Genomic DNA, 15,737 nt, shown 5'->3' on the forward strand with positions numbered 1-15,737 from the left:
ATTAATTTATGCCAACATCTAAAACTCAGGTTGATATCAGCGAGGCTTTTGGCCGGATAAGGCAAAAGTTTGAACAAAGCTTACCGGAGCGGGCAGAGACCATGCTGACGTTGGCATTAAATCTAACTAAAGGGAATGAATTAGGCCAGTTAAAAGCAGAGGCGCATAAGTTGGCCGGCGCCTGTGGTACCTTTGGCTATGCTGAACTAGGTAAAATGGCCCGGCAAATTGAACAACGGGTTATTGATATTGGTTCGTTGTCGGCTGAACTTCGTGAGTTAAAGATGCCCGAGCTCAATCAGCAGCTTTATCAGTTTAAGCAAAGCGTTGCCCATGCGTTAAATTTCTCTGCTCCGGTTACTGAAGCCCAAATTAACAAAAGTAATGAACAGCGCCCCATTTGGCTGATGCTGAGTAATCAGCAATTATCAGACGAGTTAGTATCTCAACTAAAGGCGTTTGGCCATGCTGTTGTGCAGCTAACCGACTTTGAAAGTTGCTTGAAACGATTACAAACTGAGACACCAGCTTTGTTGTTCAGTGAAATACAACAAGCTGATGGTAGTGATTTATTTAAACAAAATTTTCTGCTGAATTCATTGCAACAACAGCAATGCCGGCTGATGGTTTTTTCTGAGCAGGATGAATTTAAGTTGCGGATTAAAGCCGCGCAACAGCATGCCGATGATTTTTTTGTTTCACCACTTGATGTGCCAAATATGATCAGCCGGATTGCAGAACTTCTGGAGCATTCTTCGGGTAGCAAAGGCCGGGTTTATATTGTTGATGATGATGCTATGCTGGCAGAACACTATGCGCTGGTGCTAAATCGTATTGGCATTGAAACTGTCATTAATAAGCACCCCCAAAAAATAGTAGAAGAGCTCATTAATTTTCAGCCAGATTTAATTCTGATGGACATGTACATGCCCCATTACACCGGTGCAGAATTAGCAGGTGTTATCAGACAGTATCCGCCACTGCGCCGGCTACCCATTGTGTTTTTGTCGTCTGAACAAAATAAAAACGTGCAGAACCGGGCTATGGAGCATGGTGCTGATGATTTTATTACCAAGCCGATTAACGACAGCCAGCTGGCGCAGGCCGTAAAAGTACGGTTAGCGCGCAGCATTCAAATTAAGACCCTGGTAGAAAAAGATAACCTGACCGGTTTAATTAAACACAGTGCCATCAAAGATCTGGCCGAGTTGGAATTTGAAAGAACACAGCGCAGCGCTAAGCCACTTAGTATTGTTATGCTGGACATTGATCATTTTAAAAAAGTAAATGATACCTATGGCCACGCTACTGGCGATGTAGTGATCACTGCGTTGGCAACTTTACTGAAAAAGCGCATTCGTAAAACCGATCGGGCCGGCCGCTATGGTGGCGAGGAATTTATGCTGGTTCTGCCCGATTGTGATGCCGCTCAGGCCCGCGAATTAGCAAGGCAAATATTAGCCAGTTTTGCAGTGCTGCACTTTAATACCGCCATTGAACAATTCAGCTGCACGTTTTCAGCTGGCGTGGCATCAACCTGCGATAAAAAATACAACAATGCCGAACAATTAATCATCGGTGCCGATGATGCCTTATACAAAGCTAAACATGCAGGCCGCAACCAGGTGTGCTAATTATTCTGGTCTATTCTTTACAACAACCGTTTATTCTAAAAATTTTTAGCGAATAACCTTGAATCGATCAGGGCTAATCCCCACTAATCAGTCAACGCAATTTTTAATTGTTCAGAATATAAGTGGAGAGCAGTTATGGGTAGAATAATCGGTATTGACTTGGGTACAACCAATTCATGTGTTGCTGTATTAGACGGCGACAAACCTCGGGTTTTAGAGAACGCAGAAGGCACCCGCACCACGCCTTCAATTATTGCTTATGCTGAAGATGGTGAAGTATTAGTTGGTCAGCCGGCAAAACGTCAGGCGGTCACTAATCCTAAAAATACCCTTTACGCAATTAAGCGTTTAATTGGTCGTCGTTTTGAAGACGAAGAAGTTCAGCGCGACATCAAGATTATGCCGTTTAAAATTGTTAAAGCGGATAATGGTGATGCCTGGGTTGAAGTTAAAGACAAAAAACTTGCTGCGCCGCAAATTTCAGCAGAAGTGCTGAAGAAAATGAAGAAAACCGCAGAGGATTTCTTAGGTGAAGCAGTTACTGCTGCAGTTATTACGGTACCAGCTTATTTTAATGATGCGCAGCGTCAGGCAACTAAAGATGCCGGCCGGATTGCCGGTTTAGACGTTAAGCGGATTATCAATGAGCCAACGGCTGCGGCACTGGCTTATGGTATGGATAAAAAGAAAGGCGACACCAAGATTGCAGTGTATGACTTAGGTGGCGGTACTTTCGATATCTCTATTATTGAAATTGATGATGTTGACGGCGAGCAGACCTTTGAAGTGTTATCAACCAATGGTGACACTCACTTAGGTGGTGAAGACTTCGATAACCGGGTTATTAACTACCTGGTTGAAGAGTTCAAGAAAGAGCAGGGCATGGACTTGCGTAACGACTCACTGGCCATGCAGCGGGTAAAAGAAGCGGCAGAAAAAGCCAAGATTGAGCTGTCATCAGCCTCGCAAACTGAAGTAAACCTGCCTTACATCACGGCAGATGCTTCAGGCCCGAAACACTTAAACATTAAAGTAACCCGTGCCAAACTCGAATCGCTGGTAGAAGACTTAGTGCAGCGTACCTTAGAGCCGCTGAAAAAAGCCTTAGCCGACGCCGATTTAAGCGTAAGCGAGATTAACGAAATAATCTTGGTAGGTGGTCAGACCCGGATGCCTAAAGTGCAGGAAGCGGTAACAGCTTTCTTTGGCAAAGAGCCGCGTAAAGATGTAAATCCGGATGAAGCGGTAGCAGTAGGTGCCGCTATTCAGGGCGCGGTATTATCTGGTGATGTTAAAGACGTATTGCTACTGGACGTAACACCATTGTCGCTGGGCATTGAAACCATGGGTAGCGTAATGACTGCGCTGATTGAGAAAAACACCACTATTCCGACTAAAAAGTCGCAGGTGTTCTCAACCGCTGATGATAACCAGGCTGCAGTTACCATCCATGTGTTGCAGGGTGAGCGTAAGCGCGCTACCGATAACAAATCATTGGGCCAGTTCAATTTAGAAGGTATTCGTCCGGCACGTCGTGGCGAGCCACAGATTGAAGTAACCTTCGATTTGGACGCAGATGGTATCTTACATGTGTCGGCGAAAGACAAAGACACTGGTAAAGAGCAGAAGATCACTATCAAGTCGTCTTCAGGCTTATCGGAAGATGAAATCAACGCGATGGTGCGTGATGCTGAAGCACATGCTGAAGAAGACAAGAAGTTTGAAGAGCTGGTGCAAACCCGTAATCAGGCTGATGCCATGGTGCACGCGACCCGCAAGCAGCTGGAAGAAGTGGGTGACAGCTTAGCCAGTGATGACAAAGCCGCGATTGAAACGGCCATCAGCGAGTTGGAGTCATCGCTAAAAGGCAGCGACAAAGCAGAGATTGATGCTAAGTCACAGGCGCTGATTCAGGCTTCGCAGAAGCTGATGGAGGCGGCGCAGGCTAAAGGCCAGCAGGGCGGCACCGATGCTGGCCAGCAGCAAAGTGCTGGTAACGACGATGTTGTTGACGCTGAATTTGAAGAAGTGAAAGACGACAACAAATAATACAGGCCCGGGCTGCAGCATGCTGCAGCCCTTTGACTAAGAAGTAAGCACTGAATTTATGTCAAAGCGTGACTACTATGAAGTATTGGGTGTCGCTAAAGGCGCCGATGATAAAGACATCAAAAAGGCTTATAAACGCCTCGCTATGAAATTTCACCCTGACCGCACTCAGGGTGATAAAGGCATGGAAGAGAAGTTTAAGGAAGTCCAGGAAGCCTATGAGGTTTTATCAGACGAGCAAAAACGCGCAGCCTACGATCGTTTTGGCCATGCCGGGGTAGATCCTAACCGCGGTGGTGGTGGCTTTGGTGGTGGCGCTGGTGGCGGTGATTTTGGCGATATTTTTGGTGATGTGTTTGGCGACATTTTTGGCGGTGGTGGACGTCGCGGCCAGTCCCGGGCGCAACGGGGCTCTGACTTACGTTACAACCTTGAGCTTAATTTAGAAGAAGCGGTTAAGGGTAAGTCGGTCGATATTAAAGTACCTACTTACGTTAACTGTGACAGCTGTGATGGTTCAGGGGCCAAAAAAGGTACCTCAGCCAAAAGTTGCCCAACCTGTCATGGCGCAGGCCAGGTGACGATGCGCCAGGGCTTCTTTGCGGTGCAACAAACCTGTCCAACCTGTAATGGTCGGGGCAAAATTATTCCTGAGCCGTGCAGCAAATGTCATGGTGAAGGCCGGGTGGAAAAAACCAAGACCTTGTCGGTTAAAATTCCTGCTGGTGTTGATACCGGTGATCGTATTCGTTTAACTGGCGAAGGCGAAGCAGGCATGCATGGTGCACCGGCAGGTGACTTGTATGTTCAGGTAAATGTCAGAGCGCATCCGATTTTTCAGCGCGATGGCAACAACCTGTACTGTGATGTGCCGCTGAGCTTTACGACCGCAGCGCTGGGTGGTGAAATTGCTGTCCCTACCCTGGATGGCAGAATTAAGCTGAAAATTCCGGCCGAAACTCAGACAGATAAGATGTTCAGGTTACGTGGCAAAGGCGTGCAGTCGGTGCGTGGCGGCGGCGTGGGAGACCTGGTGTGCAAGGTAGTTATTGAAACGCCGGTTAATCTGAGTGACAAGCAAAAAGAGTTGTTACGTCAGCTTGACGAAAGCATGGCAGGCGAGAGTGAGGCGAAGCACAGGCCGAAATCAAAGGGCTTTTTTGACGGCGTCAAAAAATTCTTTGATGATTTAACCGGTTAACGCTATTAAAAACCACCTTCGGGTGGTTTTTTTTTCAACTGCCGATACAATTAGCAACATGGGTACAGTTGCGGTCCATGCCTTAATAAGGATTTTGATATGTTGAAAAAGTTTTCACTGGCTGCAGTCGCGGCTATCGTTTTGATATCGTGCGCCCAATCGCCAACAGGTCGCAATCAGATAATGCTGTTTGATGACAAACAGCTAAGTGTGATGGGTGAGCAAACCTTTGAAACGTTGAAAGCGGAAACGCCAATCAGCAAAGATGTCAAAACTAATGATTATGTCCAATGTATCGCCAGTGCTTTGTTACGGGTAACGCCGGAAGAATACCTGGCTACACCCTGGGAAGTAGTGGTGTTTGACAGCGAACAGGTTAACGCATTCGCCTTGCCAGGTGGCAATATCGGGGTTTATACCGGGTTACTGAAAGTCGCTGAAAATCAGGATCAACTGGCTGCGGTAATTGGCCATGAAATAGCCCATGTTATGGCGAGCCATAGTAACGAGCGTTTATCCACCAATCAGTTTATTCAGTCTGCTTTGGCACTGGGCGATGCGGGAACCAAAGCTTACGGTGTAAAGTATCAGCAGGAAATTATGGCTGCGTTGGGCGTGAGCTCACAATTGTTCGTAACCTTGCCATTTAGTCGGACTCATGAGTCAGAAGCCGATATTATAGGGCTGGATTTAATGGCCAAAGCAGGCTTTGAACCGCGCCAGGCGGTAAATTTGTGGCAGAATATGGCGGCAGCCAGTAACAACAATACCCCGCAGTTTTTATCCAGCCATCCGATCCCGGAGAACCGGATAGCAGAGTTGCGGGCCAGAATGCCGGAAGCGATGGCCACTTTTAACGAGCGGAAAAAAGCGGGTCGGTTGCCGAATTGCCGCCGATAGCAGAATTAATACGCGATTGCGACCGTCAGTTTAATTTACAATATAAAGTGATGCTGATATAGCTTCTGTAGTAAATGTATTGATTTCAGGTTATTACAGGTTTGGATTGAAATTTGCATGGGTGAGGCTAGAAAATAGCGTCAGCTGAAACATCAGGACAAGGGTGACACAGTCTATGGACAATAAGGATATCAAAGCAGCAAGCAGCCGCCGTAAGTTTTTAGTGCGCGCAGGTATGGGTTCTTTACCCGTGCTTATGGCCCTGAAAAGCAAGGGTGCCTGGGGTTATAGTACCCAAAACTGTAATCTCAGTGCCAGCATGTCGCAAATGCAATCAGTTCAGGCAGAGCAGTTTGAAACCTGCACTGCGTCATTTGACTCTCATGGTGCCGCAAAGCAGTATTTTCATTTAGGTAATGGTAATGGCAGTGAGCGTAAAGGGTATTTTCATTCACAGTCTCCTAACTATCACCATCTTGCTGAGTTAACTTATATTTATAACGGTACCGTTATTAACGAAAAAACCATGTTTAGCACTATTTTCTCTGGTGGTGCCGGGATTAGCCTGGAAGAGGCTGTGCGGCATGGCTCAACATCGCTGGAACGCGACATAGCAGCGTTATTTTTGCATTCTATGTTTTATCGTGGCCAGGGTAAGTATCCTGAGCCTGATGCCTTTGTTCAAGCCTATAGCAATGCGGTGCTGACAGGCAAAACAGATCAGCTGGCAGAAGTACTGCAAATGTATATTGACGGCCAGAAAGAGTTTTAATGCACGAAAACGGCGCCAAGCCAAATGTTTCCAATTATGCTGCCTGGCTGGCGAATGTCAGGCAGGCATCTGCTGAACAACGTGTAGTTCAGGCGTTGTTCAGTGAAGATGGCACCTCTGTGAGTTTTGATACAGTAAGTTTTGCAACTTTTAAGACTTTGCCGGATCGCGGTACCGGGCAGGAGTAAGATTGTCGCTTTTTTCATTGCATACCCCCCCTTTTACCGTTCGTATTGAAACCGACAGCTCTACGTTATCTAATGATTTATCTGCGCTCTATCCCACTGATGTTTTGCAGCCGGTGCCAATTGCCTACCATATTTATGATTTTCATATTGATTATAAGCGCCATTTTAGTGGCAAGAGCCGGCCTTATCATTTTCGAACCGGTACTGAGCATTTCCGGATGGCTGACGCTAATCAACTCATCCCCACTTTTGAGTGGGGATTAAACTGGTGTGTGTCTGCCTACCAGCAGCAATATCTGGCTATTCATGCTGCAGTACTTGAAAAGGATGGTAAGGCTTTAATTATGCCTGCCCCCCCGGGTAGCGGCAAAAGTACATTATGTGCGCTGTTGATGCTAAGAGGCTGGCGTTTACTGTCGGACGAAATGTGCCTGATTGACCCGGCGAATGGCCAGTTGCAACCTTATGTGCGTCCGGTAAGCTTAAAAAATGCTTCTATTGACGTTATTCAGCAGCATCAACCAGCTGTGGCAGTATTTCATCGCACCCCAGATACTGAAAAAGGTACTGTCGCTTATTTGCGTCCCACTGATTTAAGCTGGCAGCATCGGCATATTCAGGCAAAGCCAGCCTGGATCCTCTTTCCGGCATATCAGGCTGACGCAGCAGAGCCGGTCGCGCTGTTTTCAATGCCTAAGGCGGATACTCTGCTTTATCTGGCACAAAATAGTTTTAATTATGCCGTATTTGCTGGCGAAGGTTTCCGGTTGCTTAGTCAGTTGGTGGAAAATACTGCCAGCTACCGCCTGGAATACCGTGACACTGAGCTGGTGCTTGAGATCCTGGAGCAGCAATTGTGTTAGTGCCTTTACTGATCCAGTGTTTCAGAGATCCGCTCGCGTTTCAGGCAACGGCCAGTGCAGACTGCTGGACCCGACTGCTGCAGGATGCCCGCAGTCTGGGCATGACCGCCCAGTTAAAAGCCCTGTGCGAGCGGCATCAACTATGGGACCGGTTACCTGCAACCGTCCAGAAACACTTTGCCTGGGGTTGGCGATACTATCAGAAGCAGCAGGCCAGTTTATTTTATGAATTAATGGAACTTGAACCCTGTTTGCAACAGGCGAACTATCCGTGCTTGCTATTAAAAGGTGCAGCTTACCAGGCGCTGGGCCTGACTGTCAGTGAGGGCCGGCTGTATTCTGATATTGATTTGCTAATTGATCGGTATCAATTGGATGACTGCAAAAGCAAATTGTTTTTTGCCGGTTTTTTCGAACCCGCGGTGTCAGCGTATGACAAATACTTTTATTTGCAGCTGTCGCACGAGAATCCTCCCCTTTATCACGTTAAGCGCGGAACTGCACTGGATATTCATTTTGCATTGTTTCCGTTGGCGGGACGTAAAAAACTGGCTACTGAGCAGGTTTTTGCAAGTGCCCGTCCTATAGAAGGTTCATGTTTTCAGGTGCCAAGTTTAAGCTATTTATATATTCATGCCGCCATCCATTTTTTCTGGCAGGAAGAGCAGCATAAGCTGGTAAAGGATTTAATTGATTTAGATTTGCTTTATAGCCAGCTGCTTGAGCAGAATTTACTGGCGCAGTTACTGATTGATGCAGAACACTTTGGAGCGCTGGAGCCAACAATCAACACCCTGCTATTGGTGCAAACATTATTTAAACGTTGTTTACCTGCAGATATCGCGGCACAAATTACCAGCAGCCCTTATCAACGTAGCTTGGCACGAGCCCTGGTAATAAAGCAGCTGGGAGGTGGCATATCTGCCAGGCTTGCTGGTGCCCTGTGGTATTTGCGGGGGTATCAGCACAAAATGCATTGGCGGGCACTGCTACGACATATTTGGGTAAAAGGTAAGCTTGCCTGGCAGCAGCGAGGCAAGCAAATCCCGCAGCAGAACAAATAACAGAGCGCTAAGCCGACTCACCATGAGGTATGCTTGCAATACTGTTGCGGATCAGAATGATAGCAGTGGCGACCAGTAGTAAAATTAAGCAGTAATAACTGTGCATTACCACCTGCCAGGGAGAGATGCCAAAGCTGGCACCCAGCAATAAAGCCTGTGCACCATAAGGCACCAGCCCCTGGCTGATACAGGCAAAAATATCCAGTAGACTGGCACTTCGCCGCGGCGAGATGTGGTGTTGTTGTGCTAAGTTCTTTGCCACATCACCGGTAAGAACTATAGCGACAGTATTGTTGGCAATACAAAGGTTACTGCTAAAGGCCAGCGCAGCTATCGCCAGTTGCTGCGCTTTATTACCCGCCAGCTTCAGTGTGCCGGTCAGGCGCTGAATTTGGGCAGAGATCCAGGTTAGTCCTCCCTGCTGCTTTATAAACTCACTTAAACCGCTTACCAGCATGGCCAGCAGAAATATCTCCTGGACACTGGCAAAGCCCTCTGCAATATCTTTACCTAAACCAGTGAGCTGATAGTCGGCGAAAATGCTGCCTTGTATTGCAGCCAGCATAATGCCCAGTAGCAGTACTAAAAATACGTTTAAGCCCATCACTGCCAGTACTAAAATAGCGGCGTAAGGCAGCACGCCAGTCCAGCTGAAATCAGCGGCAGCGACCGGTGCAGTGGCGTTGGAGAGAAATGAGTATAGCAGCAGCGTAAGAACTGCAGCTGGTAAGGCAATTTTTATGTTCTCTTTAAATTTATCTGCCATTCTGGCGCCCTGAGTACGGGTCGACGCTATGGTGGTGTCTGAAATGATCGATAGGTTATCGCCAAACATGGCACCACTTAATAAAACGCCTGCTACCAGTGCCGGGTCCAGGTTTGCTTTTGTGGCCAGCCCGGCGGCGATAGGTGCCAGCGCGCCAATGGTACCCATTGAGGTGCCCATGGCAGTGGAAATTAAGGCGGCAATAATAAATAAACCCGGTAACAGCCAGGCGCTCGGGACAATACTCAGGCCGGCATTTACCGCGGCATCTACGCCGCCACTGGCAGTGGCTACGCTGGCAAAAGCGCCTGCCAACAAATAAATAAGGCACATGGTAATAATGTTATGGTTCCCGGCACCTTTAATCAGCACATCAATAGATTGTTGTAGCGGTGCCCGGTGCAGCCAGATGGCCAGTATCAACGCTGGTATAATCGCAACGTGGCCTGGGATCTGATAAAAAGCGTAGGCAACGTCTTGCGCCTGGAAATATAAACCACTGCCTAAAAACAGCAGAATGAAAAGCCCCAACGGCAATAATGAGCGTCTGGCGCCCGGTGGGCTTAGTGGGTTTACCATAAGAAACCTCAATAAAAATGGGTTGCGAACTATATAGATGGCCAGACGTCTTGTCAATATTTGCAGCAACTGCTGGCTTCTGACAGCTAACTTAGGGTATTTTGGTGAAAAAACCTACTGTTTTCAGTGTTAAAGCCTGAGTAACGTTATTAAAGGTACTGTCATGTCAGCCAGTAAAATTATTAAAAGCCGCCGGTTTCTGCCTTTCTTTCTGACCCAGGGGTTGGGAGCGTTCAATGACAATGTTTTTAAAAACTCACTGATGCTGCTATTGGCCTTTAGTGCCGCCGGTGCCTTGCCGTGGAGTACGGATGTCACCATGAACCTTGCTGCAGGACTATTTATTTTGCCATTTTTATTATTTTCAGCAACGGCGGGGACCCTGGCCGATAGTGTTTGTAAGACCCGGCTTATTCGTGCGTTGAAACTGACCGAAATTGTGTTAATGGTGCTCGCTGCCGTTGCTTTTTATCTGCAACAGTATTTGCTTTTGCTCGGCTTATTGTTTCTGATGGGCGCTCAGTCTGCCTTTTTCGGGCCAGCTAAATACGCCATATTACCTCAGTTACTTAATGATAAAGAGTTACTGGCAGGCAACGCTTGGGTAGAAATGGGGACTTTTGTCGCTATTTTGCTGGGCACTATTCTGGGCGGATTAGTAGTTGGTGTGCCCGGTGCACCGCTATGGATTGGTGGTTTACTGATACTGTTTGCCGGCTTGGGATATATTGCCAGCAGGGCGATACCGAGTGTAGGCAAAGTAGATAACACCGCGCGCTTTCAATTTGCTCCCGTTAAGCAGACCTTACATACGGTAAAAATATGCTATGCCAATCGCACATTGTATTTGTCAGTCATGGCCATCAGCTGGTTCTGGTTTTTAGGTGCCAGCTATTTAACCCAGTTTCCGAATTTTACTAAAACCGTGCTGGGTGGAGATAACACCGTGGTGACCGCGCTATTGGTTGCGTTTTCAGTAGGCGTTGGTATGGGCTCTATGTTGTGTGAAAGGTTGTCTGGCAATCGGGTAGAGCTGGGAATGGTGCCGCTGGGGTCAATTGGTCTGACAATATTTGGTTGCAGCCTGTATTTTAGTGCGCCACAATTTATCAGCAGCGAGCTGTTGAGTTTAGGTGCATTTTTACAATCGGCTTATGGCTGGTGGGTGCTGTTTGATCTTACTCTGATAGGTGTATCCGGAGGCCTGTTTATTGTGCCATTGTATGCCCTGCTGCAAAAGCGGGCTGAACCTGATCAGCGAGCCAGAGTGATTGCCGCCAATAATATTTTCAATGCGCTGTTTATGGTGGTGAGCGCCATTGCGGGTATTGTATTTTTAGCAGTAATTGGTTTATCAATACCAGAATATTTTTTAATTCTGGCCGTTATGAATGCAGTCATAGCATTGTATGTTTACAGCCAGGTACCTGAATTTGCACTGCGTTTTGTTATTTATCTGCTTAGCCACACCCTGTACCGGGTTCGCAGTGAAGGGCTGGATAATATTCCTGAAGAAGGCGCTGCGGTATTGGTGGCTAACCATGTCAGCTATGTAGACGCCATGCTGATTGCCGGTGCAGTGCGTCGCCCCGTGCGTTTTGTGATGGAAAAAGCGATCTATGATTTGCCTGTTGCCAACTGGCTGTTCCGGGCGGCCCGTACCATTCCTATTTGCAGTAAACAGAAAGATGAACAGGTATATGAGGCCGCTTTTGCTGCTATTCGCCGAGAATTAGCAGATGGCAACCTGGTATGTATTTTTCCGGAGGGACGCCTGACCAAAACCGGTGAAATCGATAATTTCAGACCCGGGATAGAGAGGATTATTGCCGAAAGCCCGGTGCCGGTAGTACCCATGGCATTGCAGGGATTATGGGGGTCTTTTTTCAGTCACCATGGCAAAGGCGCATTTAAGCTAAAAGGCCGCTGGTGGTCGAAAGTACGGTTAGTAGTGGCCAGTCCGTTGTCTGCACAAGCAGTTAATGCTGCAGATCTGGAGCAGCAAGTGCGCGCTTTGCGGGGTGACAAGGCGTAGCCGGTGTGCCCACTTTTGCAGGCTGGCTGGCTTTTTGGTTGAACTATCTGAACAATGTGCCGGAAAACTTGAAGCAAAATGGGTATGCCCATATAACCAGAGCACGTCTGCAATCAAGCTGAAGTTTATCCGGAGTGTAAATGTTTAATTTTTCCTATCAGAACCCGACGCGTATTGTTTTTGGCAGAGATCAGCTAAATCAGTTGGCGAAACTTATTCCTGCCGGCAGTAAAGTGTTGATGTTGTACGGTGGTGGTTCAATCAAACACAACGGGGTGTATGATCAGGTAGTGGCTGCGCTTGATGGCTTTGACTGGCAGGAATTCAGCGGCATTGAGCCTAACCCCAGTTTCGAAACCCTGATGAAAGCGGCAGATTTAGTCCGTGAGCAGAAAATTGATTTTCTGCTGCCGGTAGGCGGTGGCAGCGTGATTGATGGCGCCAAATTTGTTGCCGCTGCGGCTGTATACCCGGGAGATGCCTGGGACATACTGGCTAACAGAGGTAAAGTTGCACAGGCGGTAGCGCTTGGCTGTGTGCTTACCCTGCCGGCCACTGGTACTGAAAGCAACGGCAATTCTGTGGTCACCCGTTATGAAACCCAGCAAAAGTTGTCATTTAGCAGCCCGCTGGTTTACCCAACCTTTGCCATTCTTGACCCGACAGTAACCTTTAGTCTGCCGCCACGCCAGGTTGCCAATGGTGTGGTCGATGCCTTTGTTCATGTGATAGAGCAGTATTTAACTTATCCGGTTAATGCCCCGGTGCAGGATCGTTTTGCTGAAGGTTTACTGCAAACCCTGATTGAAGAGGGACCAAAAGCGCTGAGCAACCCGGATGACTATGACGTGCGGGCCAATATTATGTGGGCCGCGACTATGGCGCTGAACGGTCTGATTGGCCAGGGGGTGCCGCAGGACTGGGCAACCCATATGATTGGCCATGAAATTACCGCGCTGTATGGTTTAGACCACGCCCAGACGCTGGCCATTGTGCTGCCAGCCTTAATGCAACAGCAGCGGGTGCAAAAGCGCGACAAGCTACTGCAGTTTGGCCAGCGGGTATGGCAGCTGAGTCATCAGGATGAAGAGCGGTTAATTGATGACACGATTACCCATACCCGGGCGTTTTTTGAGCAAATGGGCGTGCCCACCCGGTTGGCCGATTATGGCATAGCCGCCGATGCGGTGGATAAACTGGTTGCTAAACTGGAAGCCAATGGCATGGTAAAGCTCGGCGAGCATGGTGATATTGATTTAGACGTTTCACAGCAGATTTTGCAAAAAGCGGTGTAGGGAACTTCAATCGCGGGGGAGGGTGCTAATACCTGATGGGGCGACACAGAGTGTCTGAGCGAACGCGAAAGCGGTAGCGAGTTGCTGTGGCGAGCCCGGCAGGTGTTAGGGCCCGGACTGAGCAACATTATTCGTAACAATTCAGAAATAGCCATTAAGATGGCTATTTTGCTTCCTAGTAACGGCCGCTTTTGTTTTAATAGCCGCCATTACTAATTATTTTCAGAGTGAATTATGCCAGCAATCGGAATTTTCGGCGCTAACGGCCGGATGGGTCGTGCTCTTACCACTGTTGCCAACGAGCAGCAGTTGAACTTAACGGCGGCTTCGGTACGTGCCGGCTCGTCATTGGTTGGCGTTGATGCCGGTGAGCTGGCCGGTTGTGGCAAGCTGGGGCTGGCACTGACTGAAACCGGCGAAAACAGTATTAACCATGCCGATATCTGGGTTGATTTCACCATGCCGGAGGCCATGCTGGCGCATCTGCAGCTGGCAGTTGCCGCGAAAAAAGCGATGGTAATTGGCGTCACCGGCCTGACTGATACGCAATATCAGCAGTTGCAACAGGCCAGTGAGCATATTCCGATTGTCTGGGCACCTAATATGAGTGTTGGGGTTAACCTGTTGCTGCATTTAGTGCAAACCGCCGCCAGGGTAATGGGCCAGAGTGCTGATATTGAAATTATCGAAGCGCATCACCGCTTTAAAAAAGACGCTCCGTCAGGCACCGCCATGGCCATTGGCAGCACTATTGCCAAAACGCTGGGCCGTAATTTGCAAGATGTTGCAGTATATGGCCGGGAAGGAATAACAGGTGAACGGCCGCAACAAAGTATTGGCTTCGCGACGGTGCGGGGCGGCGACATTATTGGCGATCATACTGCACTTTTTGCAGATTTAGGGGAAAGACTGGAAATCAGCCATAAAGCGTCCAGCCGAAACACCTTCGCCCAAGGCGCGTTGCGCGCTGCTTTGTGGTTGCAAAATAAACAGCCCGGACTTTATTCCATGCAGCAAGTACTAGGTTTGGCAGACTTAACGTAAGCTTTTGACCAACTAATCTTAAAAACGTGTTAAAGCAGGTATTTTTGTAAAAACCTAAAATAGCCATAGCCAAAAGTACGCTTTTCGCCTAAAATAAGCAGGTTTGCCCGGTCACTCGCTCTGGCGAATATCGGGTTTAGAATTTTGGGTCAAAACGGGTTGTAAAACACAGTTAGTTTTCGCCCGTTTTTTGCTGTTTGGAGGTTATTTTGACTAAGTCCGCCCTGCTCGTACTGGAAGACGGCACCGTATTTCACGGTACAGCCATTGGCGCTGAAGGAGTTTCTGTAGGCGAGGTGGTGTTTAACACCTCAATGACTGGATATCAGGAAATACTTACTGATCCATCATATGCAGAGCAGATAGTAACACTTACTTATCCACATATTGGTAACACCGGCACCAATAGTGAAGACGAGGAATCCGGTCAGGTTTGGGCTAAAGGCCTGATTATCCGCGACCTTCCTCTGTTAGCCAGTAATTTCCGTAATCAACTCTCTCTTAGTCAGTACCTCACAAAACATAACATTCTTGGCATTGCCGATATCGACACCCGTAAATTAACCCGGATCCTGCGGGAAAAAGGCGCCCAAAATGGCTGCATTATGGCCGGTGACAACCTGGATGAAGCTGCTGCACTGCAAAAAGCCAAAAGCTTTGCTGGTCTGGCGGGTATGGATTTAGCAAAAGAAGTAACAGTTAAATCTTCTTATCAGTGGACCGAAGGTAGCTGGGCGCTTGGCGAAGGTCACCGGCCTGCTGCACCTGAAAAATTTCATGTGGTAGCTTACGATTACGGCGTTAAGCATAATATTTTGCGGATGCTGGCCGACCGTGGCTGCAAACTTACGGTAGTTCCGGCGAAAACAACGGCTGCTGAGGTATTAGCACTTAAGCCAGACGGTATTTTTCTGTCAAATGGCCCTGGCGATCCGGCACCGTGTGATTATGCTATTACGGCAATCAAAACGTTGTTAGAAACCAATATCCCGCTTTTCGGCATTTGTTTAGGTCATCAGTTACTGGCGCTGGCCAGTGGCGCTAAAACCTCAAAAATGAAATTTGGTCACCATGGTGCTAACCATCCGGTGCAAAACATTGATACTAAAAAAGTGCTTATCACCGCTCAGAATCATGGTTTCGCGGTGGATGAAGCCACCTTGCCGGCCAATTTACGGGCCACCCATAAATCGCTGTTTGATGGTTCACTGCAGGGCATTCATCGTACAGACAAACCGGCGTTCAGTTTTCAGGGCCACCCTGAAGCCAGCCCGGGTCCGCACGAAGCCTCTGAGCTGTTCGACCACTTTATTGCGCTGATGCAACAGCATAACGCCTGAGCAAACA

Annotated in this window: 13 protein-coding genes; 12 read left to right on the forward strand and 1 reads right to left on the reverse strand. The window is 48.1% G+C overall.

The features are described 5' to 3' along the window. Positions 1-8 precede the first annotated feature (8 nt). The 8 genes from KQY15_RS10385 (at position 9) to KQY15_RS10420 (ending at position 8,671) form a co-directional block, all read left to right on the forward strand. A complete protein-coding gene (locus KQY15_RS10385) occupies positions 9-1,634 on the forward strand; it encodes a diguanylate cyclase (protein ID WP_217669129.1) in 1,626 nt (541 codons plus the stop codon). A gap of 135 nt (positions 1,635-1,769) precedes the next feature. Beyond that, positions 1,770-3,683, forward strand: a complete 1,914-nt coding sequence (dnaK, locus tag KQY15_RS10390) for a molecular chaperone DnaK (RefSeq protein WP_217669130.1) — start codon at positions 1,770-1,772, stop codon at positions 3,681-3,683. Positions 3,684-3,741: 58 nt separating this feature from the next. Further along, positions 3,742-4,884 carry a molecular chaperone DnaJ gene (gene dnaJ / locus KQY15_RS10395; protein ID WP_217669131.1) on the forward strand — a complete coding sequence of 381 codons (1,143 nt, stop codon included), beginning with the start codon at positions 3,742-3,744 and terminating at the stop codon, positions 4,882-4,884. Between the two features lie 99 nt (positions 4,885-4,983). After that, positions 4,984-5,784 carry a M48 family metallopeptidase gene (locus tag KQY15_RS10400; protein WP_217669132.1) on the forward strand — a complete coding sequence of 267 codons (801 nt, stop codon included), beginning with the start codon at positions 4,984-4,986 and terminating at the stop codon, positions 5,782-5,784. Positions 5,785-5,959: 175 nt separating this feature from the next. Beyond that, the gene (locus KQY15_RS10405; RefSeq protein ID WP_217669133.1) at positions 5,960-6,556 is read left to right on the forward strand and encodes a hypothetical protein; all 597 of its coding nucleotides are present in this window, start codon (positions 5,960-5,962) and stop codon (positions 6,554-6,556) included. Next, entirely contained in the window at positions 6,556-6,744 is a 189-nt protein-coding gene (locus KQY15_RS10410; protein ID WP_217669134.1) for a hypothetical protein, read from the forward strand. Before KQY15_RS10405 ends, KQY15_RS10410 begins: the two co-directional genes overlap by 1 nt. Before the next feature lie 2 nt (positions 6,745-6,746). After that, positions 6,747-7,607, forward strand: a complete 861-nt coding sequence (locus KQY15_RS10415; protein ID WP_217669135.1) for an HprK-related kinase A — start codon at positions 6,747-6,749, stop codon at positions 7,605-7,607. Further along, entirely contained in the window at positions 7,601-8,671 is a 1,071-nt protein-coding gene (locus tag KQY15_RS10420) for a nucleotidyltransferase family protein (protein ID WP_217669136.1), read from the forward strand. The genes KQY15_RS10415 and KQY15_RS10420 overlap by 7 nt, the downstream gene beginning before the upstream one ends. Positions 8,672-8,678: 7 nt before the next feature. On the opposite strand, the gene KQY15_RS10425 is transcribed toward KQY15_RS10420, so the two are convergent. Next, positions 8,679-10,016: a Na+/H+ antiporter NhaC family protein gene (locus KQY15_RS10425; RefSeq protein WP_217669137.1), complete on the reverse strand. Its 1,338-nt coding sequence runs from the start codon at positions 10,014-10,016 to the stop codon at positions 8,679-8,681. A 163-nt stretch (positions 10,017-10,179) separates the two neighbouring features. On the opposite strand from KQY15_RS10425, the gene KQY15_RS10430 reads away from it, so the two are divergent. From KQY15_RS10430 to carA, 4 genes are all read left to right on the forward strand, one after another. After that, positions 10,180-12,051: an MFS transporter gene (locus tag KQY15_RS10430; RefSeq protein WP_217669138.1), complete on the forward strand. Its 1,872-nt coding sequence runs from the start codon at positions 10,180-10,182 to the stop codon at positions 12,049-12,051. 140 nt (positions 12,052-12,191) lie between these two features. Continuing rightward, positions 12,192-13,346 (forward strand): iron-containing alcohol dehydrogenase, encoded by a 1,155-nt coding sequence (locus tag KQY15_RS10435; RefSeq protein WP_217669139.1) that lies wholly within the window; start codon positions 12,192-12,194, stop codon positions 13,344-13,346. A 234-nt stretch (positions 13,347-13,580) separates the two neighbouring features. Continuing rightward, positions 13,581-14,390, forward strand: coding sequence for a 4-hydroxy-tetrahydrodipicolinate reductase (gene dapB, locus KQY15_RS10440; RefSeq protein ID WP_217669140.1), 810 nt, complete (start codon positions 13,581-13,583; stop codon positions 14,388-14,390). Positions 14,391-14,599: 209 nt separating this feature from the next. After that, positions 14,600-15,730: a glutamine-hydrolyzing carbamoyl-phosphate synthase small subunit gene (gene carA / locus KQY15_RS10445; RefSeq protein ID WP_217669141.1), complete on the forward strand. Its 1,131-nt coding sequence runs from the start codon at positions 14,600-14,602 to the stop codon at positions 15,728-15,730. The last annotated feature ends 7 nt before the right edge of the window (positions 15,731-15,737 follow it).

Origin of the sequence: Arsukibacterium indicum (assembly GCF_019100565.1) — a bacterium.
Classification (GTDB): domain Bacteria; phylum Pseudomonadota; class Gammaproteobacteria; order Enterobacterales; family Alteromonadaceae; genus Alishewanella; species Alishewanella indicum.

Bases quoted from the DNA above. Each gene is read 5' to 3' on its own strand.
- KQY15_RS10385 (WP_217669129.1), top strand. From the start codon at position 9: ATGCCAACATCTAAAACTCAGGTTGATATCAGCGAGGCTTTTGGCCGG.
- dnaK (WP_217669130.1), top strand. From the start codon at position 1,770: ATGGGTAGAATAATCGGTATTGACTTGGGTACAACCAATTCATGTGTT.
- dnaJ (WP_217669131.1), top strand. From the start codon at position 3,742: ATGTCAAAGCGTGACTACTATGAAGTATTGGGTGTCGCTAAAGGCGCC.
- KQY15_RS10400 (WP_217669132.1), top strand. From the start codon at position 4,984: ATGTTGAAAAAGTTTTCACTGGCTGCAGTCGCGGCTATCGTTTTGATA.
- KQY15_RS10405 (WP_217669133.1), top strand. From the start codon at position 5,960: ATGGACAATAAGGATATCAAAGCAGCAAGCAGCCGCCGTAAGTTTTTA.
- KQY15_RS10410 (WP_217669134.1), top strand. From the start codon at position 6,556: ATGCACGAAAACGGCGCCAAGCCAAATGTTTCCAATTATGCTGCCTGG.
- KQY15_RS10425 (WP_217669137.1), bottom strand. From the start codon at position 10,016: ATGGTAAACCCACTAAGCCCACCGGGCGCCAGACGCTCATTATTGCCG.
- KQY15_RS10430 (WP_217669138.1), top strand. From the start codon at position 10,180: ATGTCAGCCAGTAAAATTATTAAAAGCCGCCGGTTTCTGCCTTTCTTT.
- KQY15_RS10435 (WP_217669139.1), top strand. From the start codon at position 12,192: ATGTTTAATTTTTCCTATCAGAACCCGACGCGTATTGTTTTTGGCAGA.
- dapB (WP_217669140.1), top strand. From the start codon at position 13,581: ATGCCAGCAATCGGAATTTTCGGCGCTAACGGCCGGATGGGTCGTGCT.